Annotated in this window: 21 protein-coding genes and 1 pseudogene; 10 read left to right on the top strand and 12 right to left on the bottom strand. The window is 53.9% G+C overall.

What is annotated here, in order from left to right:
- Positions 1 to 252 precede the first annotated feature (252 nt).
- Positions 253 to 1,458: an ATP-grasp domain-containing protein gene (locus tag IB237_RS14255; RefSeq protein WP_210323944.1), complete on the top strand. Its 1,206-nt coding sequence runs from the start codon at positions 253 to 255 to the stop codon at positions 1,456 to 1,458.
- 26 nt (positions 1,459 to 1,484) lie between these two features.
- The gene (locus IB237_RS14260) at positions 1,485 to 2,537 is read left to right on the top strand and encodes a polysaccharide deacetylase family protein (RefSeq protein ID WP_192489311.1); all 1,053 of its coding nucleotides are present in this window, start codon (positions 1,485 to 1,487) and stop codon (positions 2,535 to 2,537) included.
- Positions 2,538 to 2,554: 17 nt separating this feature from the next.
- Here IB237_RS14260 and IB237_RS14265 read toward each other — a convergent pair.
- The 6 genes and pseudogenes from IB237_RS14265 to IB237_RS14290 form a co-directional block, all read right to left on the bottom strand.
- A pseudogene (locus IB237_RS14265) lies at positions 2,555 to 3,630 on the bottom strand (ABC transporter ATP-binding protein).
- A gap of 37 nt (positions 3,631 to 3,667) precedes the next feature.
- Positions 3,668 to 4,735, bottom strand: a complete 1,068-nt coding sequence (locus tag IB237_RS14270; protein WP_192489312.1) for a Gfo/Idh/MocA family protein — start codon at positions 4,733 to 4,735, stop codon at positions 3,668 to 3,670.
- Positions 4,728 to 5,741: a Gfo/Idh/MocA family protein gene (locus tag IB237_RS14275; RefSeq protein WP_192489313.1), complete on the bottom strand. Its 1,014-nt coding sequence runs from the start codon at positions 5,739 to 5,741 to the stop codon at positions 4,728 to 4,730. Before IB237_RS14275 ends, IB237_RS14270 begins: the two co-directional genes overlap by 8 nt.
- 17 nt (positions 5,742 to 5,758) lie before the next feature.
- Complete coding sequence (locus IB237_RS14280; protein WP_192489314.1) at positions 5,759 to 6,634, bottom strand: carbohydrate ABC transporter permease; 876 nt, start codon at positions 6,632 to 6,634, stop codon at positions 5,759 to 5,761.
- A complete protein-coding gene (locus IB237_RS14285; RefSeq protein ID WP_246787955.1) occupies positions 6,627 to 7,478 on the bottom strand; it encodes a carbohydrate ABC transporter permease in 852 nt (283 codons plus the stop codon). The genes IB237_RS14280 and IB237_RS14285 overlap by 8 nt, the downstream gene beginning before the upstream one ends.
- 108 nt (positions 7,479 to 7,586) lie before the next feature.
- Positions 7,587 to 8,876 carry an ABC transporter substrate-binding protein gene (locus tag IB237_RS14290; protein ID WP_192489315.1) on the bottom strand — a complete coding sequence of 430 codons (1,290 nt, stop codon included), beginning with the start codon at positions 8,874 to 8,876 and terminating at the stop codon, positions 7,587 to 7,589.
- A 118-nt stretch (positions 8,877 to 8,994) separates the two neighbouring features.
- On the opposite strand from IB237_RS14290, the gene IB237_RS14295 reads away from it, so the two are divergent.
- From IB237_RS14295 to IB237_RS14330, 8 genes are all read left to right on the top strand, one after another.
- Entirely contained in the window at positions 8,995 to 9,690 is a 696-nt protein-coding gene (locus IB237_RS14295; RefSeq protein ID WP_192489456.1) for a TetR/AcrR family transcriptional regulator, read from the top strand.
- A gap of 233 nt (positions 9,691 to 9,923) precedes the next feature.
- Complete coding sequence (locus tag IB237_RS14300; RefSeq protein ID WP_192489316.1) at positions 9,924 to 11,066, top strand: Gfo/Idh/MocA family protein; 1,143 nt, start codon at positions 9,924 to 9,926, stop codon at positions 11,064 to 11,066.
- 11 nt (positions 11,067 to 11,077) lie between these two features.
- The gene (locus IB237_RS14305) at positions 11,078 to 12,241 is read left to right on the top strand and encodes a dihydrodipicolinate synthase family protein (RefSeq protein ID WP_192489317.1); all 1,164 of its coding nucleotides are present in this window, start codon (positions 11,078 to 11,080) and stop codon (positions 12,239 to 12,241) included.
- Position 12,242: 1 nt separating this feature from the next.
- On the top strand, positions 12,243 to 13,688 hold the full coding sequence (locus IB237_RS14310) for an enolase C-terminal domain-like protein (protein WP_192489318.1): 1,446 nt from the start codon (positions 12,243 to 12,245) through the stop codon (positions 13,686 to 13,688).
- Positions 13,685 to 14,506, top strand: a complete 822-nt coding sequence (locus IB237_RS14315; protein ID WP_192489319.1) for a sugar phosphate isomerase/epimerase — start codon at positions 13,685 to 13,687, stop codon at positions 14,504 to 14,506. The genes IB237_RS14310 and IB237_RS14315 overlap by 4 nt, the downstream gene beginning before the upstream one ends.
- A 301-nt stretch (positions 14,507 to 14,807) precedes the next feature.
- A complete protein-coding gene (locus IB237_RS14320; RefSeq protein WP_192489320.1) occupies positions 14,808 to 15,626 on the top strand; it encodes an N-formylglutamate amidohydrolase in 819 nt (272 codons plus the stop codon).
- Positions 15,623 to 17,497, top strand: coding sequence for a flavohemoglobin expression-modulating QEGLA motif protein (locus IB237_RS14325; RefSeq protein WP_192489321.1), 1,875 nt, complete (start codon positions 15,623 to 15,625; stop codon positions 17,495 to 17,497). Before IB237_RS14320 ends, IB237_RS14325 begins: the two co-directional genes overlap by 4 nt.
- A 9-nt stretch (positions 17,498 to 17,506) precedes the next feature.
- Positions 17,507 to 18,553: a glutathione synthase gene (locus tag IB237_RS14330; protein WP_192489322.1), complete on the top strand. Its 1,047-nt coding sequence runs from the start codon at positions 17,507 to 17,509 to the stop codon at positions 18,551 to 18,553.
- A 208-nt stretch (positions 18,554 to 18,761) separates the two neighbouring features.
- Here IB237_RS14330 and IB237_RS14335 read toward each other — a convergent pair whose 3' ends face one another.
- From IB237_RS14335 to IB237_RS14360, 6 genes are all read right to left on the bottom strand, one after another.
- On the bottom strand, positions 18,762 to 19,523 hold the full coding sequence (locus IB237_RS14335; protein WP_192489323.1) for an ABC transporter ATP-binding protein: 762 nt from the start codon (positions 19,521 to 19,523) through the stop codon (positions 18,762 to 18,764).
- Complete coding sequence (locus IB237_RS14340) at positions 19,523 to 20,359, bottom strand: ABC transporter ATP-binding protein (protein WP_192489324.1); 837 nt, start codon at positions 20,357 to 20,359, stop codon at positions 19,523 to 19,525. Before IB237_RS14340 ends, IB237_RS14335 begins: the two co-directional genes overlap by 1 nt.
- A 4-nt stretch (positions 20,360 to 20,363) precedes the next feature.
- Positions 20,364 to 21,251: an ABC transporter permease gene (locus IB237_RS14345; RefSeq protein ID WP_192489325.1), complete on the bottom strand. Its 888-nt coding sequence runs from the start codon at positions 21,249 to 21,251 to the stop codon at positions 20,364 to 20,366.
- Complete coding sequence (locus IB237_RS14350; RefSeq protein ID WP_192489326.1) at positions 21,251 to 22,273, bottom strand: ABC transporter permease; 1,023 nt, start codon at positions 22,271 to 22,273, stop codon at positions 21,251 to 21,253. Before IB237_RS14350 ends, IB237_RS14345 begins: the two co-directional genes overlap by 1 nt.
- Positions 22,274 to 22,382: 109 nt before the next feature.
- Positions 22,383 to 22,697 (bottom strand): cupin domain-containing protein, encoded by a 315-nt coding sequence (locus IB237_RS14355; protein ID WP_192489327.1) that lies wholly within the window; start codon positions 22,695 to 22,697, stop codon positions 22,383 to 22,385.
- Between the two features lie 69 nt (positions 22,698 to 22,766).
- Positions 22,767 to 23,522, bottom strand: a complete 756-nt coding sequence (locus tag IB237_RS14360) for a FadR/GntR family transcriptional regulator (RefSeq protein WP_192489328.1) — start codon at positions 23,520 to 23,522, stop codon at positions 22,767 to 22,769.
- Between the last annotated feature and the right edge of the window lie 115 nt (positions 23,523 to 23,637).

Consider the following 23,637-nt stretch of genomic DNA (forward strand, 5'->3'; position numbering starts at 1 on the left):
TCCTCCCAATATGGTAACGTTTCCATATTTTGCTATCGGGTTCAAGAGCGAGCGTCAAGAAAAATGTGGTAACGTTTCCATATATTGTTTCAGATATGCAAGCATAGGCAATTCGAAGCCACTCAGACTATTCAGACAGCATCGGTGTGTGTCCCGCAGGAATTAAGGGTTTGCTTGCCATTTGGGCGTATCGTTCCAACGTACCAGCCCCGCCTTGCCGTCCTTGTTCGGCGCCCTTTCAGGACCAAAATCTTGCCACGCACAGCCATTTCACCGCAATCGACAGGTGTCGTTATCCTTGGCGGAGCGCACGGAGCACTGGCATTGGCGAGAAGCCTCGGGCACTCAGGCATAAAGGTGCATTATATCAGTAATGATTCCCCCCTCACCGGCTGGTCGCGCTTCGTGCAAAAGCAGATCAAATGGCCAGGCGCGGACCATGCGGACGCAACCGGCTTCCTTGTGGATTTTGCTCGTAAACACGCATTGCAAGGTAGTCTTTTGGTGCCGGCTGGCGACGCAGAGGTTTTACTGGTCTCGCAAGAGAAACAGATCCTACAAGCGGCATACCGCATCATGTTACCGCAATGGCAAGAGCTGCAATGGCTGTGCGACAAACCTCTTCTCTACAAGCGTGCAGAGCAACTGGGGCTGCAATATCCACGCACATACGAGCTGGCATCCACCCAAGAAGCGCACTTGCTGGCGCCCACGTTCCCAGTGATCTTGAAACCCAATATGGGCGGTGGAAACAGCCGCATCGTCAAGGCAAAAGTCATCAGGGCCGATGACAAGACGACATTTATTGACAGTTTCACCGATGCTGCCGGTGAAATTGGTGCGCACAATGTTGTTGTGCAGGAACTTATCCCTGGCGGTGGCGAAAGCCAGTTTTCCTATGTCGGCTTGTGGCATGATGGAAAAACGGTGGCTGAATTCACGGCGCGCCGCACCCGGCAATATCCGGTCGATTTCGGCTTTACCAGCACCTATGTCGAGGTGGTCAACGAACCTTCACTAATCGAAGCATCGCACAAGCTGCTCTCATCCCTGACATTTAGTGGTCTGGTCGAGATTGAATTCAAACGCCACGCTCTCAACGGCACCCTCAATATTCTCGACGTCAATCCAAGACCCTGGGCCTGGCTCGCACTTTCAGCCGCAGCCGGCGTCGATTTCGGCCCAATCATGTGGAACATCGCCCAAGGACATCAGACACCAGTATCCGCCACCGCAAAGCCCGGAACAGCATGGATTTACGCTGTTCGTGACCTTGCCGCGGCCATGACACTCATCAAACGCGGTAATCTGGATATCGGAACATTCATCCGCTCCTTCGCCAAAGTGCGCGCCGTGGCGGCGTTTGCCTGGAAAGATCCCCTGCCAGGCCTGCTTGACCTGCCGTTAACCGCATGGCGTGTATTGACACACAGAGTGCTCAACCTGTCAAAGAAGTAAAATCGCGAGACAACCGGACCGATCCCATGTTCTCTTTGAAATCAGCAAAGCGCATCCTGAAATACGAGATTATCAGGGCCGGTCTCGAAGTCTCTGCCATCCCCGGTATTCGGGCCTTGTTTCCCAAAGCCGGCGGGCGGGGCCTCATTTTTACCCTGCATCATGTTCGCCCGGATGCACCACCCGCCTTTGGCCCGAACGCTATTCTCTCGGTCACCCCGCAATTTCTGGAGGAGGCGATCAACGCCGCGCTGGAATTGAACCTCACGCCGGTACATTTGCATGATCTGCCAACCCTGCTGAGCGACCCGACAGATCTCAGGTCTTTTGTCGCATTCACGCTGGATGACGGCTATCGCAACAATGCGCAGTTTGCGGCGCCTCTCTTCCGCAAATACAAAGTTCCCTACACGATATTCATATCGCCGGGCCTTACACAACGCACGCGTTCCATGTGGTGGGAAACCGCAGAGGCACTGATCCGCCTACAGGACAAATTTGACTTTGATTTTGGCCAAGGCACTGAGATCATAACCGCAGCAAGCGTAACGCAAAAATACGATGCGTTTGACCGTCTGGCCGCTTTCGTCCACGCAAATGATGAGGACGCCGCTGTTGCCCGCATTGACGCGGCAGCGCATCAGTATGGCGTCGATCCGCTTACAATTGTCGATAATCTCATCATGACAACGGATGAGTTGCGCCAACTGGTAAGCGACGATGCATTTGCGCATATGGGTGCGCATACCATGACACATGTGAACCTGAAACGTGTCGACCGAGCACGACTGGAAAGTGAAATCCGCCAGTCGATTTCGACACTGCATGGCTTTACAGGCGTCAAGCCGCGCTCGTTCTCTTATCCTTACGGCTACAAGTCGGCAACCGGAGACCGCGAAGCGGATGCTGTTCTAAGTGCTGGCATCCCGGTCGCTGTCACCACGCAACCGGGTGTTCTCTCGAGCGCCAGTCTTGACACCATGGGACTTCTACCTCGTGTTTCCCTGAACGGCCTTTTCCAGAAAAAACGCTATGTGAAAGCACTGGTGTCCGGCATCCCGTTCAAGATTGCAAAATAGACGGGGATGGAGCCTCCTCATAGCCTGCGTCCATCAGCGCCAAAGATGTGCGTATTCGCAAGATTAAACGCCAGCGGAATGGTTTCACCAATCCTGATGTGCTTTTGGCCGTCCAGGAGCACCGTCGCAGACTGGCCATCCACTGTATTGGTGTAGACAACGGTCGAACCACCCAAATGCTCGACAAGCTGAATAGCTCCCTGACCAAGGGTGGCGGACTGTGCCTGCGGTTCAACATGTTCGGGCCGCAAACCAAACGTCAGTGGCTCGCCGTCTTGCGCCGCCAATGGTTTTTCAAGCTGTATTTTCTGGCCTGCAACCTCCAAAGTTCGCTTTGAACCATCGTCGGCCGCCAGCTTCGCACTGAGAAAATTCATCTTTGGCGAGCCAATGAAGCCTGCAACGAACTGGTTTGCCGGGTGGTTGTAGAGGTCAAGCGGCTTGCCAACCTGCATGATATGTCCGTCCCGAGCACAACAATCTTATCGGCCATGGTCATGGCTTCCACCTGATCATGCGTCACATAAATCATTGTACTGCCAAGTGTCTGGTGCAGCTTGGCGATTTCAACGCGCATCTGCACGCGCAGTTCGGCATCAAGGTTGGACAGAGGTTCATCGAACAAAAATATCTTGGGTTCGCGCACAATTGCGCGCCCAATCGCAACACGCTGACGCTGGCCACCGGAGAGTGCTTTTGGCTTGCGCTGCAACAGCGGACCAATCTGCAGGATATCAGCTGCCTTTTTGACACGTGCTTCGATTTCCGGCTTCTTGTAACCGGCCGTTTCCAGACCAAAAGCCAGGTTCTTGTAAACACTCATATGCGGATAGAGCGCATAGGACTGGAACACCATGGCGATACCACGCTTGGACGCAGCCGTCTCATTCACCCGCTCACCATCAATGCGCAATTCGCCGCCGGAGATTTCTTCCAGCCCGGCAATCATGCGCAACAGCGTGGACTTGCCACATCCGGAAGGACCGACAAAAACCGTAAACTCACCCGGTTCAATTTGCAGGTCGATGCCGTGGATGACTGGCAGCGAACCATAACGTTTGACGATTTTTTCCAGTTTAATGCTGCTTGCCATATCGTTTCCTCCCGTCCGGCAGCCTAGATCCAGCCTGTTAAGGCCGCCAGCTCTTGTACTTCGGATGGGCCTGCGTAATCGGCAGAGCAACATCGCTGTTGGTATCGTTTGAATGATAAATCGCCGTCAAAAGCTCCAAGGAGCGGTGCGCGTCATCACTCGTCACCGGCGGGCGTTCTCCTTTTTCAAGCGTCTCATAAAAGGCTGCCATCTGGCCGTTGAACCGTCGACCGATCGACGGCATTTCTTTAACAAGCTCAGCAATTTTCAAACCAATCTCTTCATTTGCAGGAATGATCTGCCACGGCCCATCCCCGGGCGAATAGGCAGAATGCACGCTTTCGAAAGTGACATTTTCAAATGCGAGTCGAAGGCGGCTGATCTCTTCCTGAGACCCCAACGTGCAGGTGGCGGAAACAAGTGCACCATTTTGCATCAGAATGCTGGCTGAAACACAATCCTCAACCTCAATGGCATTGACCCGCGTTGCCGTGCGCGCAAAAACACGCTCAACCGGCCCCATGAGATATGTCAGCATGTCATGCAGATGGATTGCGTGGGTCATCAGCACACCACCTAGCTCGGTTGCCCAGCGTCCACGCCATGGATTGTCGTAATAATCGGCAGTACGCTTCCAGAAGGTTTCGGTGGTACCAGCATAAGGTTTCCCTGCCAAACCGCTTTCAATGATGTGACGTGCCTGCGCGACACCTTCACCATATCGATACTGGAAAATCGGCATAAGAACGCCTTTTGCGGTCTGTTCAGCACGCCTTACTTCATCCACTTCCGCCAATGATCCTGTCAAAGGCTTTTCGCAAACGACATGTTTTCCTGCGGCCAGTGCCTGCAGGATGAGCTTAGTATGGGTGGCAGGCGGCGTGCAGATATCGATGATGTCGATATCGTCCATAGCCATCACCTCATCGGACAGGCGTGACCGCGTTTTGACACCGAACTCGTCAGCAACCGCATTCAGCCTGACCTCATCGAGATCACACAACACAGCAACTTCATATTTGTCGGAATGCGGAAAATATCCCTCTTCCATGTGCGACTTGCCGATACCGCATCCGATAATGCCGACCTTGTAACGCTTAGCCATGGATTTTATCCTCCGCCAGCTTCTGGGCCTTCAGAGCAATGTCCATCGCCGCGTAACAACGGGCCTGCGGCATCGCCGTTTCGGTACGGTTGCGGATATCGGCAAGCAGTTGCGCACCATAGGGAAGCTGCACATTGGAGCAATCGATGTATTGAACGCCCTTTTTGTCGCTGAGGAACAGGTGATTGCCACCTTCACGACCAGCAACGTCAATATTTTTGCGCAGTTCGATTGCGCCTTCTGTTCCAGTGATAAACAGACGACCATCACCCCAGCTCGGCAACCCCTCGGGTGTGAACCAGTCTACTCGGATAAAGCCATCGGCATCAGCAGTCGAAAGATGGATATCACCGCTGTCCTGCAGGCCAGGAAACTGCGAATTGGCACGGTTTGAAACCGTTGCCGACAGGATGTCGGCCGTATCTGACCCCGTGAAAAACAGGAACTGTTCGCATTGGTGCGACGCTATATCAACCAGAATACCGCCATATCGCTCCCGCTTGAAAAACCACTCGGGTCGGGTCGGTGCGCGCAAGCGATGTGGCCCAAAACCGGCCGTCGACACCACCTTGCCAATTGCGCCAGCGGCAATCAGTTCTCCAGCTTTTACAGTCGCTCGATTTTCGAAATGCTCTGAGTAGAGAATAGAGAAAATGCGGCCAGTGTCTTCCTGAACGCGTTTCACCTCGGCAAGTTGTTCAAGCGTGGTCATTCCAGGTTTATCAACCATCACATCCTTGCCCGCCTTCATCGCTTGGATGGCGATGCCAGCACGCTCATCGGGGATGGCGGCGCTGATAATCAGATCGATGGTTTCGTCTTCAATAAGGCGGCGCTTATCATCAAATCGCTGTGCGCCGGGGAATTTCGCGCTGTAGGCCTGGGACAAGTCGTCTTCCACTGCATGGAAACCGACAAACTCAGCGCCCGCATCCAGCAGGCAACGGGTTTGCCCGGTAATGTGGTCGTGGTTGATGCCTATGGCTGCAAATCGAACAGGTTTCATGGGTATGCCTTGGCGTTTCAGCGTTTCATGCCGGTTGTTGCGATGCCTTCGATCAGAAGGCGCTGGAAAAACAGGAAGAAGAGGAAAACAGGTATCAGCGACAGGTTGGACATGGCGAACAAGGCTGTCCAGTCGGAGCTACCGGTGGAGTCGATGAAGGAGCGCAGACCAAGCTGCACCGTGTAGGTATTGATATCGTTCAGATAAATCAGCGGCCCGAAGAAATCGTCCCAGGTCCAGATGAAAGAAAAGATCGCGGCAGTGGCTAGGACCGGCAAAGACAAGGGCAGCATGATCTTCCAGTAGATACGGAAGGGGCTGCATCCATCCATCACCGCAGCCTCGTCCAGTTCCCGTGGAATTCCCCGGAAGAACTGCACCATTAGAAAGATGAAGAAGGCATCGGTCGCCAGATATTTTGGCACGATCAAAGGCAGTGATGTGTTGACCCAGCCAAGCTCCAAAAACATGATGTACTGCGGGATGAGCACCACGTGATAGGGTAGCATCAATGTGCCCAGCATCAAGGCAAACCAGAAATTGCGCCCACCAAACCGCAGTCTCGCAAAGGCGAAGGCCGCCAGCGAACATCCGACCACGTTACCTATGGTTGCCAGCACGGCGATGAAAAACGAGTTCCAGAAGAACTGGCCGAAACTGACCTGCAAACCTGTCCAGCCACGGATATAACCGCCGAGATCAAGTGCAGATGGAATAAGCGATGAGGAACCGAACAATTCCTCCTGCGGTCGGAACGAGCCGGAGATCATCCACAAGATGGGATAAAGCATGCCGATCGAACTGATGATCAGGGCCGCATGCAACAAGGTGGAGCGAAGCGGCGAACGTTGAACTTCGGTTCCCGGACGTGGGTCGGTAACAGCATCAGTCATCGTAATGCACCCAATAACGTGCGCTGAGGAAGGAGAAGGCTGTGAACAAAGAAATGATGACAACCAGGATCCATGCCAAAGCGGAGGCGTATCCCATACGGAAGAACCCAAAGGCTTCCTGATAGAGATACAATGTGTAGAACAATGTCGAATTGATCGGTCCGCCAGTACCCTCGGAGATGATGAAGGCTGGCGTAAATGCCTTGAAGGCGTCGATTGTCTGGATCACCGCATTGAAGAAAATCACTGGCGTCAGCAACGGCAACGTAATGCGGAAAAATTGACGTGTTTTGCTGGCACCGTCCATTTCGGCGGCTTCATACATATCCTGCGGGATCTGGCGAAGGCCGGCCAGGAAGATGATCATCGGCGAGCCGAACTGCCAAACAGACAGGATAACCAGCGTGTAGAGCGAATAATCCGGGTTGGAGACCCAGCTTGGTCCCTCGTAACCGAACAGTTGCCACAGAACCATGTTGACGAGACCGTCGGAGGCAAACAGCTGACGCCACAATACGGCTATTGCCACGCTGGAACCGAGAAGCGACGGCAGATAGAAGATAGCACGATAGAGCGTCAGCCCCTTGATGCCGCGATTGAACGCCATCGCAACCAGCAAGGCGAAAGCCAGCTTCAGCGGCACCGACAGCAGAACATACGTAAAGGTCACCTTCATCGCTGCGGCAAATTTCGGATCGGCCGTTGCAATGCGCACATAGTTGGATGCCCCCACCCAGTCGGGCGATTGCAGCAAATCGTAATTGGTGAATGACAGGTAGAGCGAGGCCAATGCAGGGCCCAGCGTCAGGCCGAAAAAGCCGATCAGCCATGGCAGCAAAAACATATAGGCGTGGAAGTTGCGATCAAAAACACGACGCAAACCGCCCCGTTTTGGGAGAGCCGTTTCACGGCCCTCCCTCGCAAGAATGTCAGACTGCATGGTCATTTGCGATTACTTCCGCTTCAGAACAGCTTCAGCTTCTGTGACAAGGCGCTCACCGCCCTGCTCCGGTGTCATTTTCCCAAACGATACTTCCTGGCTGGTGCGGGTCAGTACGAACGCCAGTTCACCGGCACCAGGTGGTGGTGCAGGCGGCAAGTCACCGACATCAGGGGTAATGTCGGCGATATATTTCACCATTGCCTGACTGACGTCGTTCAGCTTTGGACCCAACTGGCTACGCATGGCTTCCGATGCTGGCACGCCGCGCTCCACACCCAGGATATCAACACCTTCCGGCTCCGATACGAGAAAGTTGATAAATTCAACCGCCGCCTCAGCACCCGCACTGCCATTGGCAACGCTCATCAGCATGGACGGCTTGAGATAGTGACCGGATGGCGAATCCTTGGAAACCTTTGGATAGGATGTCAACGACAGCTTGGCCTTGTTGAGCGCCTGGTAACCGACAAACTGGTTGGAGTGGGCAAAAGCCGTCGCCGACTTGCCCGTGGTCAACGGGTTCGTTTCGATGTTCAGCTGATCTAGAGCCTGGATATCTGCGGGCACACAGGCGCCAGCTTCACGCATCTTGGCCCACATCGTAAACCACTTGGCAGCATCGCTGGCATCGTATCCCAGACCGCCTTCCGGCGTGAAGAGTGACTTGCCGTTCTGACGCAGCCAGTTTTCATAACTGGGCTCAAGACCACTGGAGTCAGCCGTTGCAAAATAACCGGGCTTTGGTTTGTTCTTGCCAAAGATCGTCGCATTTTCTGCAAACTCTTCCCATGTCTGGCCAGCTGATGGTGGCGTTGCCTTGGCTTTCTCCCAGGCTGCGGCATCAAAGAACATAACGCTGGAATTCACACCGAGATTGACACCGTAAAGCTTGCCATCCACTCGGCCGGAATCGATGTTCATCTTGCCGAAATCATCAATTTTCAGCGCCTTGCCAATATAATCATCAAGTGGCGCCAGCGCGCCGCGGCGCGCATATTCAAAGATATAACGGTAATCCATCTGAATCAGGTCTGGAGCATTGCGCCCGGCAACCTGTGTCGCAAGGCGTGGCCAGTAATCACTCCAGCCTGCGAATTCTCCCGCAATCGCAAGGTCGGGCTTTACCGTCTTATAAGCCTCAATGGCCTTGTTGGTACGGTCAGCTCGCTCCTGCGAACCCCACCATAACATGCGAAGGCGCGCAGCCTGCGCATTGGCAGAACCACCGCCAAGAGTTGCGAGAGTTAAGGCCGCAAGGCCTCCCGAAAGCACAGTGCGCCTGTGAAGCGTCATGGACATTGGCAACTCCTCCCATATTGAATGCCAATTGATGATGCTCGAGAACAGCTATTGCTGTTTTATAACTAATTGGTTACATGGGAACACTGATCGAACGCATTGTCAAGCGGGTGTCGTGATGGATAAAACAAATACGAATAACAATATTGATCCGGACACAAACGAGAGCGTGAAGCCTGTTCGCAAACGCGCGTCTACGCAACAGCGCAATCCGGAACGGACACGCGCGGCCATTCTAGAGGCAGCCCGTCGCGAGGTCGCAGCGAAGGGGCTGGCCGGAGCACGGATTGATGTTGTGGCGCGCAGGGCCGGCACCAACAAACGCATGATTTATCACTATTTTGGTGACAAGGATGCGCTCTATCTTGCGGTCCTTGAAGACGCCTATCACCACATTCGCCACGCAGAACACAGACTGGATCTGACCCACAAGGCCCCGTCTGCAGGCTTAAAAGAACTCGCGCTTTTTACCTGGCATTACTTTCTGGATCACCCGGAATTTCTCAGCATTCTGGCAACTGAGAACCTCAATCAGGCCCGCTATCTCAGGCAATCCACAACAATTACCGAGATGCATTCCAACTTTATCTCCGAACTGGAAAACGTGCTGAAGCGCGGCGCTGAAAGCGGTGAATTCCGAGCAGGCCTTGATCCAGTCGACGTTTATCTGACCATCGCGTCACTCGGCTTTTTTTACCTGTCGAACCGCTACACGCTTTCAACAATTTTCCAGCGGGACCTTGCCGCACCGGCAGAACTCGATCGATGGGGACAGCATATTGTCGATACCGTGCTGGCCAGCATAAGACCCTGAAGCGACCATCCATGCAGATACATCTGATGCCTTGAAGGCGCGCGCCGCTGCGTACCCGTCTTTTCATGCATCACCCACGCCGCATCGCTGCACAGGAAAATGGCGCCTCCACATTTTGAAAAACATCTTGACAGAACAGGTCTTTCAAATTCACAAATAACCAAATGGTTACAAACGGCCATTGTCTTAGGAGACACCGCCTTTGGGAGAAGGTGGTCATGGGAGGAAATATCATGAAACGTATTGGCGTCATCATGCATGGCATTACTGGCCGCATGGGTTACAACCAGCACCTTGTGCGTTCTGTTCTTGCCATTCGTGATCAGGGCGGCGTCACACTGAAAAGTGGCGAAAAGGTTATGCTTGATCCGATTCTCGTCGGGAGAAATGGCGAAAAAATCGAGGCTATTGCCAAGAAGCATGACATTGCGCGCTGGACGACGGATATCGACGCCGCATTGGCCAACCCGGACGACACGCTGTTTTTTGACGCGGGCACGACCCAGATGCGCGGCAGCCTTCTAACGAAGGCCATCAAGGCGGGCAAGAATGTCTATTGCGAAAAACCGATTTCCGACAACATGGAAGAAGCGATTGCAGTTGCGCGCCTTGCTGAAAGCTCGGGCATCAAACATGGCGTTGTACAAGACAAGCTGTTCCTGCCGGGTCTACGCAAATTGGCAATGCTGCGTGACAGCGGCTTCTTCGGCAAAATCCTCTCGGTTCGTGGCGAGTTCGGCTATTGGGTGTTTGAAGGTGACTGGCAGCCCGCGCAACGTCCGTCTTGGAATTATCGCCTGAAGGATGGCGGCGGCATTATTCTCGATATGCTGTGCCATTGGCGCTACGTGCTCGACAATCTGTTTGGTGAAGTCAAAGCGGTAAGCTGCCTTGGTGCAACCCACATCCCCCAGCGTTTCGATGAACAAGGTCGCCCTTACGTTGCTGACGCCGATGACGCAGCCTATGCAACATTTGAACTGGAAGGGGGCGTTATCGCTCATATCAATTCGTCATGGGCAGTTCGCGTTCGTCGCGACGATCTCGTGACCTTTCAGGTGGATGGCACCCATGGCTCCGCCGTGGCCGGCCTGACGAAATGCTGGACACAGCATCGCACCAACACTCCGAAACCGGTCTGGAACCCGGACCAGCCGCAGACAATCGATTTTTACAAGACATGGCAGGAAGTACCTGACAACACCGTGTATGACAACGGTTTCAAGGCCCAATGGGAAATGTTCGTTCGACATCTGGTTGACAATGATCCTTGGCCATACGGCCTGATCGAAGGCGTCAAGGGCGTACAGCTGGCAGAACTAGGGCTAAAATCCTGGAAGGAACGCCGCTGGCTCGATGTTCCGACCATTTCCTGAGGGAGGCGACAATGACCGAACTCAAGCTACCGAAAGATGATCGCTCAATCGAGCTCTACACACTGAGTGGTACACCTATAGCGCTTGAAAAGCGCAGTGCCGCAGATTTTAACCGCGTGGCCTTTGCAGCCGCCCATGTTGTCGCAGACCCATTTGCGGAAAACGATCCATGGCTGACCCCGGCCATTGACTGGGAAGGCACGCTGCACTTCCGCCACCGGCTTTGGGATTTGGGGCTCGGTGTTGCCGAAGCCATGGATACGGCCCAGCGTGGTATGGGGCTAGCATGGCCACAGGCGCAGGAACTGATTTCCCGCTCTCTGAAGGAAGCTGCAAGTCGCAAGGACGCACTGATCGCCTGCGGCGTCGGTACTGATCATCTGATCGGCACCGATTACAGCCTCGATGCGATTGTTGACGCCTATCTTGAACAGCTGGATTTCGTGCAAGGCGAAGGTGGACAGGTCATCTTGATGGCAAGTCGCGCATTGGCGGCAGCAGCAAAATCACCTGACGATTATCTCGAAACCTATGCACGCGTTCTCGCACAGGCAAAAGAAAAGGTTATCATCCACTGGCTGGGTGAAATGTTCGATCCCGCGCTGGAAGGTTATTGGGGATCAGGCGATCATATGGCGGCGATGGATACCTGCCTTGCAATGATTTCTGCCAATGCCGACAAGATCGAAGGCATCAAAATCTCTCTTCTTTCCAAGGAAAAGGAAATACTGATGCGTCGCCGACTGCCATCTGGCGTGCGCATGTATACCGGCGACGACTTCAATTACGCCGAACTCATTGCCGGTGATGAGCACGGACATTCCGACGCGTTGCTTGGCATTTTTGATTCCATCGCGCCCGCCGCGTCCAAGGCACTCGCCAGTCTGAAACGCGGTGCCAACAATGAGTTCTTCGACATTCTGGAGCCAACCGTTGCGTTGTCTCGCCATATATTCAAGGCCCCGACCCGTTTTTATAAAACTGGCGTTGTCTTCCTTGCTTACCTCAATGGACTACAAAACCATTTCACCATGATTGGTGGACAGGAAAGCACCCGTTCGACCCAACATTTTGCAGAGCTTTTCCGATTGGCTGACAAGGCCAATGTCCTGGCCGACCCGGATGAAGCCACACATCGCATGAAAGCATTTCTCGCTGTTCGAGGTGTCAATTGAGATGTCCGAAACACCTGTCTTAAAAATCAAGGACGCCGCAATTTACGAACGGCGTCTAGCCATGCGGGTGCCGTTTCGTTTTGGTGCGGCAACCGTGACCGAAGCAACGCAGGCTTTTCTTTCGCTGACGATTGAGGACAGCAAGGGACGCATAGCGGAAGGTTATGCAGCCGAGCTAATGGTGCCCAAATGGTTCGACAAGAACCCGGACCTTGGAAATGCGGAGAACGAAGATCAACTACGCCAATCGCTGCATATGGCGGTCGCACTTGCTAAAACGGCAGAGCCTGCAACGGCTTTTGAGCTTCACGCGAGGATTGAGCCTCAGCATCACAATGATGCGGCAAAGCGCGGTTTTAATGGCCTGATCGCATCATTTGGACTTGCCCTTGTCGATCGTGCCATTCTCGACGCACTTTGCAGGCTCAATGATCTCTCCTTTACAGATGCAATCCGCATAAACCTGCCCGGCATCAATGCATCGACCACGCCCGATCTTGCAGCATTTGATATAAGCGTTTTCCTCGAAGGTTTGAAACCACAACCAAGCCTCTTTCTGCGTCATACGGTCGGCTACATAGATGCACTGCGACCTGATGACATTAAGGGGCACCGCCTCAATGATGGCTTGCCGGAATGCCTGGAAGAAGAAATCGCGACCTACGGCTTACGCTATTTCAAGCTCAAGGTATCGGGACGACCAAAAGAAGACACTGAAAGACTGAAAGCCATAGCAGCAGTTCTGGCGACGCTGCCAGACTATCAGGTGACACTTGATGGTAACGAACAGTTCGCAGATGAAGACAGTGTGCTTGATCTCTTGGCGCAGATTGATGCTGAACCGGCACTTGCACAGTTGCGACGCTCCTTGCTGTTCATCGAACAGCCGATAGCCAGACATAATGCTTTCAATCAATCCGTATCCCGCCTTGCTGGCAAGGTGCCGGTTGAAATTGATGAATCGGATGGCACACCGGACGCCTTTTTGTTGGCGAAAGCGCAGGGGTATCGTGGCATCTCATCGAAATCATGCAAGGGCTTTTACCGTTCGGTTCTGAACGCCATGCGAATTTCAAAATGGAATGGCGAAAATAGCGGCGGTTACTTCATGTCGGCGGAAGATCTGACCACGCAGGCTGGCATTGCAGTTCAGCAGGATTTGGCGTTGGCCGCCCTGCTCGGTCTTCGCCACATCGAGCGAAACGGTCACCACTATGTTAGCGGCATGGCCGGAGCAACAGACGGTGAAAACCATGCCTGGCTGAGTGCGCATCCGGATCTCTACCGTAATGCAGGCGACGGTCGAGCCAAACTCAGTGCCGTCAACGGCCAGATTTCTTTGGCGACAGCTATCGCGGCCAAGGGACTTGGGGTCGATGCCGATGCGGCGAAAGCCACATTCAACGCTTTGCAAGCATCTTCGTCAGATCAGGAGAGAACATCATGACCATCGACGGTCTTTCGATCAATTTTGCGACGATCAAACAGGGTGGTTCATTCGGTGCACTGATCGATGCCTGCCTTGCCCACGGCATCACCACCATTTCTCCCTGGCGCGATCAGGTTCACGGTGTTGGCCTGAAAGAGGCCGCCACAATCATCGAACAAAATGACATACGTCTCAGCGGCCATTGTCGCGGTGGTTTTTTCCCCGCACCGGACGAGACCGGACGACAAAAAGCGCTCGAAGATAACCGTCGCGCAGTGGATGAGGCCGCCGCCATGAACGCCGATTGCCTAGTCATGGTGGTTGGCGGATTACCACAGGGCTCTCGCGACATTGTAGGAGCAAGACAAATGGTTGAGGATGGCATGGCGGCACTTTTGCCCTATGCACGTGCGGCCGGCGTTCCGCTGGCCATCGAGCCTCTTCATCCGTTTTACGCCGCAGATCGCGCATGTTTCAACACACTCAAGCAGTCGCTCGACCTTTGTGACAGGCTAGGAGACGGCACGGGTGTCGCCATTGATGTTTATCATGTGTGGTGGGATCCCGACCTTAAGGAACAGGTGGCGCGCGCTGGCCGCAACGGTCAAATTCTGGCGCATCATATCTGCGACTGGCTTGTCCCGACGACGGACCCGCTTAATGATCGCGGCATGATGGGAGATGGCGTCATCGACCTGAAAGGCTTCCGGCGCATGGTAGAAGCTGCCGGTTTCCATGGCCCCCAAGAGGTGGAGATTTTCTCGCACCGCTGGCTGGCCCATCCAGTCGACGAGGTATTGTCGACCATCGTCCAGCGCTACCAAACCGTTTGCTAATGCATATCGGACGAAAGCAAGGGTAGCACCTAACGTTGGGTCTGCTTGCCACATTGCGTTTAATATCGACTAGAGCCGCATTGATGGTGCGAGTATGTAAAGCGGCCGTAAAATGCATCAGCCGCCGACATAAAAAACGGCAACGCCCCACCAGTCTTTTCCATCGGCCAATCGCCTTTGCCGCGCTGCCTGTCCCTTTTCTAAAACCAGAAATTGCTGTCTTGGGACACTCTTCAAGGGAACAAACAGGCCTGACCAATCATTTCCCAATCCTGAAAACATAAGCAAGGATTGGGACAGTATGCGTATCAACGACGGCTTCGAAAAGACAGCTACGGGGAAACTCTGGACGCTGGAATTTGCCGACAGCCCCGTTATTGCCACTGCCATACATGACGGACATGCCGTGCGCGCTGACATCAGCGATATCATGGCACTTTCGGCTGATCAAAGGCTGCGAGAAGAAGATCCGTTTACCGGCGAGATTATTCGCGACGTCCAGAACCGCATCATCGTCCATCACTCGCGTTTTGAAACCGATCTCAACCGCGCCAAACCCGATGCGGTCTACAGCAGACCCGAACAATCCTGGGGCCTTGAGGTTTGGAAACGGCCCCTTTCCTCTGACGAAGTTGAACAATCCCTTTCATTTCATGATGACTATTACGCTACGCTCGAAACCGTATTGAAGCGTATGGAAAAGCGGCACGGCCAGTTCATCGTACTGGATGTCCATAGCTATAACCATCGCCGCGGTGGAGCAGATGTTGCCCCTACACCGCAAGCTGAGGCCCCTGATATCAACATCGGGACATGGTCGATGGATACGCAGCGCTGGAGCAGTGTTGTAACGGCACTCGGACAGCTTTTTGCGTCACGCCGGATTAAGGGCCGTCTTCTGGACGTCCGAGAAAATGTGGCATTCCAAGGCAAGGGTGAGCAGACCCGTTTCATTCACGAGCGCTTTCCGCAAACCGGCTGCGCGATAGCAGTCGAATTCAAGAAAATCTTCATGGATGAATGGACCGGCGAGCCAGATCAGCAGGCGATTACCGAGTTGAGAGAACTTGTGTCAGCGGGCGCCAAGATGCTTGAGAGCTTGGTACGGGATGCCCGATGAGTGTGGTTCCTCTGATCAATACAACAGCGAATGACGAACTGCTGGATGATGTCGTCAACTGCCTTCAGGCGGGCACCCCGGTTCGCCGAGATATCGGCACGGCAGGGCGTTTGCATATCGACCGGCCATTGCCATTCTTGTGTGTTCACATTGCAGGCGGTACAAAGGACCTAGCTGCCCGCGATGTCGTCGCGGCAAATGCATCTTATCTTATTGCCAATACACTGAATGAAGCCGCTCCTCTTATCAGGGCAGTTGGCAACGCCATGCGAAAGACCTTTGGCGCGTTCATGCTGCTGGATGTCGGTGAACTCGAACATGACATCCTTCTAGCCGATGACTCGCCATATCTTCCACACTTCAATGTCTCTGTTTCGGCGAGCAACGGTCCTGAAATACATATCGCTATGGAGGCCTTCATCAAGGCTGTCTGCGATGCAGAGGTCATGTTCCGAATACCGCGTATTACAGCGCCGCGTCCAGAAGACGACCCTCAGCTTAAATTGCGCAAAGCCGGTATTGATTTTCCCAGCATCACCGTCCGTTATGCACCAATCTATCGACAACCGGAATCCGGTGCTTTTTATCCAGACCTGCGGGAACGCCTGATCTCTAACATTTCCGATGCAGGGTTACAGGCTTTCGCGGCCTATAGCAGCAAGACCGGAGCGCTCGAAACCGCTTCACACCGCGCACTTGGCCGTAAAGCTTTCGTCGACGCTGTGCGTCGTGCAGATCGCGCTATGGACGAGATCGTGTCTTCTTTCGACTTTCTACTCGCCGTCACGCCCATCAACGCCGGTCAGGCATTCAAGGAGTTTGAAAAAAGCGATTTTGAGCGTGAGCCAAAATTCCTCTACCGACCATTGGGCGTGGACGTAGAAGCACAAAAACGAAAACTCTATTCTATCGCTTTCGAACATCTGGAAGATCCGGTTCTTTATCGTCTTTATAGAGAAAAGCAGCAGGAGACAGACCTGCAACTGACGATGTTACGATCGTTGAATACCCACCGCTTCACGGATTTCAGCCGCGCCCTTTACGGTCCGGTCGAGGACAGCTTGCTCTCTCTTGCCAAAGATGTGCTTGCGCATTGCAAACTGGATGACGATGCAAGCGCGATCGCCATGGCAGATTGTTATGAAGTGGCTCAGAAGTCCCGTGACATGGTGGCGGCATATCATGATCTCTCTCCTGAGTTTTCGGCAAGAGTCGAAATACGGGACGACTTGCCGCCGGGCTTGATGGTCACCGGCAGCAAACTGCTGGTTTCTCGCCATACACTCATGGAACGGCGGCGGATCGATGCCCTACTTTCCCATGAAATCGGCGTGCATCTTTTGACCTATTTCAACGGATCCTCGCAGGGGCTGCGTCTATTTCGTACAGGCCTTTCCGGATATGAAGGTGTTCAAGAAGGCCTGGCCGTGCTGGCTGAATATCTCACCGGCGGCATGACACGTGAACGCCTGCGACTGATTGCAGCGCGCGTCGTTGCCTGCGCCGCAATGCTGGATGGAGCGTCGTTTAGCGAAACATTTCATCTTATGACCAAAACCCACGGACTCAGTGCTGCGGGTGCTTTCAACCTGACACTGAGGATTTATCGCGGTGGTGGCTTGAGCAAGGATGCTATCTATCTTCGCGGTCTGGCCCAGGTGGTCTTTCATCTGCGCGATGGCGGATCACTTGATCCATTCTGGATGGGCAAAATTGCTGCCGATCATTTTCCCATTATGCAGGAATTGGCACAACGTGGCCTCCTGCGTTCACCAAATATTTATCCGGCATTTCTTGCTGACAGCAGCGCCAAAAAGCGACTGGAAGACATCAGCAAGGGATTGCCAATATCACACATGGCAAATCTTTAGGAGGGACATATGCGTATTGCATTTTTCGTAAATTCCATCGAGTCAGAGGGCCCACAGTTTGCAACCGCACTGATGGCTATGGCAGCACTGAATCGCGGGCATGAGGTCGTGTACCTCTGCCCCGGCGATTTCAGCCTGCGTGATGACGACAGCCTCGCCGTTCATGCCGCAGTGTTGCCCCACGCTAAATATAAGAAGCCGGAAACCTTCCATGCCGCATTGCAGGACAAGGCTCTGGAGCGCAAGACATTCGACGTCAGTGAAATCGATGCATTGATGTTGCGCAACGATCCCTCCCTTGATCTTACGTCCCGTCCTTGGGCGGTTCATGCAGGTGTGCTGTTCGGACGAATGGCAGCAGAACGCGGGGTCGTGGTTCTCAACGATCCTGAAGGCTTGGCCAAGGCACAGAACAAGCTCTATTTTCAGAGCTTTCCGGAAATTGTGCGCCCGACCACATTGATCACCCGTAATCCGGATGAACTGCGCAGCTTTGTGGAACAGCATCCCAAAGGTGTTGTTGTAAAGCCTTTACAGGGATCAGGCGGAAAGAATGTTTTCAAAATCAGCTCCAGCAAAGAAACCAACCTTAATCAGATTTTCGAGGCTATCAGCGTCGAAGGCTATTTGATTGCGCAGGCATATCTGCCAGCTGCGACCGAAGGTGATGTTCGGTTTTTCATGATGAATGGCAAGCCACTGGTCCATAATGGCGTGCATGCCGCGTTGAGACGCGTTCCTGCCAAGGGCGATCTGCGCTCCAACATTCATGCAAAGGGGACTGCGGAGGCGGTAAAAATCAATGACGACATTCTGGCGCTTGCAGAGGTCATGCGCCCCAAGCTGATTGAGGACGGAATGTTCCTTGTCGGTCTCGATATTGTCGGAGACAAGATCCTGGAAGTGAATGTTTTTTCCCCGGGCGGCCTGTGGAATATCAAAGAATTGAGCGGTGTAGATTTCAGCGACACAATCATTCAGGCGGTCGAGCAAAAAGTGACCATGCAGAGAGCGGCCAGTAAACCGATCTGCAACCGCATCCTTGCGGCAATCTAAAACACTTCGCAGAAAAAATGCCCGGCAAAAATGCCGGGCAAGTGGGGAGGAGTTGGGCTGATGCCCCGGGGACACAGGCTGCAATGGAGGCGCAGCCCTATGGAAAATACGATATGTCGGCTTAATCATACCCCATATTGGGTCGAAAATTACGCCGGGTTTGTATTATCGAAACACCTTTCCTGCGATTTATCAAAAGCCAAGCACTTCAATGTGCGCCTTCATACTCCAGAGATGCGCCAATCAGTTCACGCGCATAATCATGCGTGGCACCGTTTCCGGCGATGGCTTGGCGCGGCAGGATTTCGGTAATCTCGCCTCTGAGCATCACCGCAAAGCGGTCGCACATATGGTCAACCACAGCCAGATCGTGTGTAACCATGATGTAGGTAAAACCACGCTCTTCACGAAGACGCTGCAACAGGTTGAGAATTTCCGCCTGAACAGACACATCCAGTGCCGAAGTTGGCTCATCCAATAGCAGCAAGGATGGCTCCAGGATCAGCGCACGGGCAATAGCAACGCGCTGGCGCTGGCCGCCGGACAGCTGGTGCGGAAAACGATCAAGGAACGACACCGGCAAGCCAACATCCGTGATGGCCTTGCGCATACGCTCTTCTCTGTCGCCCAGCTTGTGGATGACCAGTGGTTCATTCAGAACTGTGCGCACCGACTGGCGCGGATGCAAGGAACCATAGGGATCCTGAAACACCATTTGCAGGATGCGGCAACGATCGATCAGCGGCATATCCCGAACGGATTTGCCCGCGATCAGCACCTCGCCCTTCCAGAAATCGGTCAGCATGGATACGCAACGCAGAACGGTGGACTTGCCGGAGCCGGATTCACCGACGAGGCCAAAACATTCTCCCGGCTGAACAGAGAATGATACGCCGGGCAGAACCTTGACCGCATTGGGTTCAGTACCGAAGGAAATGGACAAATCGCGAGTTTCAACAGAAACGGACATCAGACAGTTTCCTCCAGCCATTCAGGACGACGGTCGAGCACCGCAAGCGGCGCACGCGAACCGCCAATACGCGGCTGTGCAGCGAGCAGACCACGCGTGTAAGGGTGTTGCGCATTATCCAGATTTCGCGCCTCAAGTGTTTCCACAACGCGGCCGGCATACATGATAAGAACGCGGTCACAGAAATTGCGCACCAGATTAAGGTCGTGACTGATCATGATCAGGCCAATACCGCGATCGCGCACAAGGCTATCGAGAATATTGAGCACCTGAAGGCGCACGGTCACATCAAGTGCGGAAGTTGGTTCATCGGCAATCACCAGATCAGGATCGGCCAACAGCATCATGGCAATCATCACGCGCTGGCCCATACCGCCAGAAATCTCGTGCGGATACTGCTGGTAAACACGTAGCGGATCACGGATCTTCACCGCCTCCAGCATGGCCAGTGCCTTGTCTTTGGCTTCCGACTTGGCGCATTTGAAATGCCGCAAATAGGTTTCAGCCACCTGATCGCCGACCCGACGGATCGGGTTCAGCGAAAACTTCGGATCCTGAAGGATCATCGACATGCGGCGACCGCGAACCTTGAGCATCTGCCGCTCTGAAAGAGACAGAAGGTCAAGATCGTCGAAACGCAATGTGTCGGCGGTAATGGTCGCACCAGGCAGCAGTCTCAGCAGCGCACGCCCTACGGTCGATTTACCAGAGCCACTTTCCCCAACAATGCCGAGACGTTCGCGTCCAAGGGTGAAGGACACTCCGCGCACGGCTTCCGTGGCGGAGCCACCATAACGAATGCGGAGATTTTCAACGTCGAGAATGGTCTTTTCCATCGTCTTATCTCCGGTTCATCTGCTTCGGGTCGAGTGCATCGCGCAGACCGTCGCCCAACAGGTTGAAGGCAAGACTGACCGACAGGATGGCAACGCCCGGGAAGGTCACCAGCCACCAGCTATCCAGCATGTAACGCCGTCCCGTCGCGATCATCGCACCCCATTCCGGCAATGGTGGCTGTGCACCGAGACCGAGAAAGCCAAGGCCAGCAGCTGTCAGGATCACCGTTGCCATATTGAGTGTCAGACGGATGAGAACAGATGGCAGACACATGGGCATGATCGACTTGACGATGATGCGCATGGGTGACGCACCCTGAAGACGTGCCGCTGCGATGTAATCGGCATTGCGGAAGGTCATTGCTTCAGCGCGTGCCAGACGGGCAATCGGTGGCCAGGAGGTCAAGGCAATGGCGATGATTGCATTGTTGAGGCTTGGCCCAAGCGCCGCAACAAAGGCCAGCGACAGGATGAGGCTTGGGAAAGACAGGAAGATATCGGTAATCCGCATCATCACCGTATCAAACTTGCCACCGAGATAACCGGACGCCGTGCCAACAATCAGTCCAATCGGGCCAACGATGATCGACACCAGGAAGATGATTGTCAGCGTGATACGGGCGCCCCAGATCAGGCGGCTGAAAATATCACGCCCCAACTCGTCCGTACCGAACAGATGTCCGTTACCGGGTGCCTGCAGGGTGTTGACCAGATCCTGAGCATAGGGGTCATGTGTGGCAATGAATGGCGCAAAAACCGCCGCCAGAATAAGCAGTCCCAGAACGATCAGACCAAAGGTCGAGGTCGGACTTTTCAGCAGAAAAACAAAAATGTTTTTCAGGGCATTCAACCAGGCGGGAAGACGCACTGTGCTTTGTGTTTGCGTGGTCATCAGCGTGTCCTCGGATCAAAGAAGCGGTAGAGAACGTCAGACAACAGGTTAAGCCCGATGAAGATGACGCCCACGATCAGAACACAGGTCATCACCGCGTTCATATCGCCGATAATCAGGTTGCTGGTGAGATACTGGCCAAAACCGGGCCATGCGAAAACCGTTTCGATCAGCACGGCACCTTCAAGCAGTGAGCCATAGGCCAGCGCCACGATGGTGACGAGCTGAACGCGGATGTTGCCAAAGGCGTGTAACCAGACGGTCTGTCGGCTGGAAAGGCCTTTCACCCGTGCCGTGGTGACATATTCCTGACCCAGCTGATCCAGCATGAAGCTGCGGGTCATACGGGTGATATAGGCCGATGACGAATACCCAAGCAGGCTGGCGGGAAGAATGAGGTGGTTTACCGCCGACCAGAACACATCCATGTCACCGGCCAGCAGGCTGTCGATCAGCAGGAAACCCGTCCGCTCATCCACCAGACCGATATAGAACTGGTCCATACGGCCACTACCGCCAACCAGACCAAGATGGGCGTAAAACACGATCAGCGCGATCATACCGGTCCAGAAAATCGGCATGGAATGGCCAAACAGGCTGACGACACGCACGGCATGATCCTGCCAGCGATCCTTGTTTACCGCCGCAAACACGCCAAGCGGCACACCAAGGCCTGCACCAATGATGATGGCAAAGGTTGCCAGCTCAATCGTCGCCGGCATGACATGCAGAATATCCTGGATGACAGGCTGACCGGTGCGGATAGACGTGCCGAAATTACCGGTCAGCACATCGCGAAGATATAAGAAGAACTGCTCCCACACGGGGCGGTCAAGACCGAGCGAACGAAAGACCTGCTCATAGGTCTCCCGTGTCGCATCTTCACCGACGATCGCCCGCACCGGGTCGGCAGGCATCATGCGGCCGATGAAAAATGTAAGCATAAGCAAGCCGAGCAGGGTGACAGCTATGGTCCCAATCTGCTCGGCCCAACCATTAAATTGTACGCGACGTGATGACATGTTTCCTCCGTTTGCCAGCCGCGGGAAGTGCGCCTTAACAGGCTCCCTTCCTGTCTGACAAATTTTGATCAACCTGTCACAGGTTTATAAAACTGTCAAGTTACATCGCTTATAGGAAATCATCACGGCGGGGGGTAAAGCAGTCGATTAATTCCCCCTCTTCCAGGCATTCACAGCCATGTTCAATGTTTCCAGGAATGACGAGACTGTCGCCAACCTTCAATTCATAGGCTGCGCCATCACGGAAAAACCGAAATTTTCCTTTGGAAACATAGGTGGATTGGACGTGTGGATGCTTGTGAAGCTTACCTTCTGCTCCAGTTTCGAAGCGAAATGAAACAACCATCAACTCTGGGGATTCGGAAAGGACCTGACGGAGAACGCCGGCGTCCGGTGAAACAACCGGGAACTTGGGAAGAGTCATATATGCCTCCTTGATGACACTAAACATGTCATCATACATATATCTCAGCCTGTCTGACAATACAGCTGTTTATGCCTGAGTGATTTCTTCGCTTTCCTTGGCTTTCGAGCGCAGCAACACCTTGTAGCGATCCAGACTGCCACGCAGATGTGCGCGCATGCGTTCTCGAGCCAGATCAGCATCGCCCTCAATGATCGCATCAACGATCAGGCCGTGCTCTTCTTGGAGGTGAAGATTGTAGTCTTTCGGCCGAGAGCCTGGAGCAGATCCCTGCAACTCGCCACGCGGGATGATGCCAGAGCGGATAAGCTGCAGAAACTCCGGAAAACGCCGGTTTTGAGTAGCCTCGGCAATGGCGAGGTGAAGATTGAAGTCGGCATCACGGGTCGGCATGCCAGTGGCAAGACACTCCCCAATGCTCCGGTGAGCATCAAGAATCATCTCTATCTGCGCGGCAGAGCGTCGTGACGCCGCCAAACCAGCCGATTCGACCTCGAAAACAGTCCTCAATTCAAGCAGTTCGATAACCGATGAAATGCGTTCAGTCGTAAGATCCTTGAAAGGCTTGTCCTGCTCTTGCGGCAATTCAAGCGCATATATTCCAGCACCTTTGCGAGCGTGCACAAGGCCATCCGCACGCAGGATGGCAACTGCTTCACGCACAACCGTGCGACTGACCGAATACTCGCGGCTCAGAGCACTTTCGCTGGGAAGTCTGTCTCCCGGGCGGAACACACCCTCCATCAGATCACGCCGCAGCGCAGAGCTGATTTTTGACGCCAGCGACTTACCGTGTTCCACGCCCGCTCTGCTTTCCACGTCCATTGCCGCCTCACCTGCACAAAATCTGTCTGGTATGTTACCGGGTACTTGGTCTATTGCAAGAAGATATGGAAAGTGCTGCCACTTTGCTGAGTGGCAGAAGACAAAATACAACAGA

Origin of the sequence: Agrobacterium sp. AGB01 (assembly GCF_014851585.1) — a bacterium.
In the GTDB taxonomy this organism is placed as follows: domain Bacteria; phylum Pseudomonadota; class Alphaproteobacteria; order Rhizobiales; family Rhizobiaceae; genus Agrobacterium.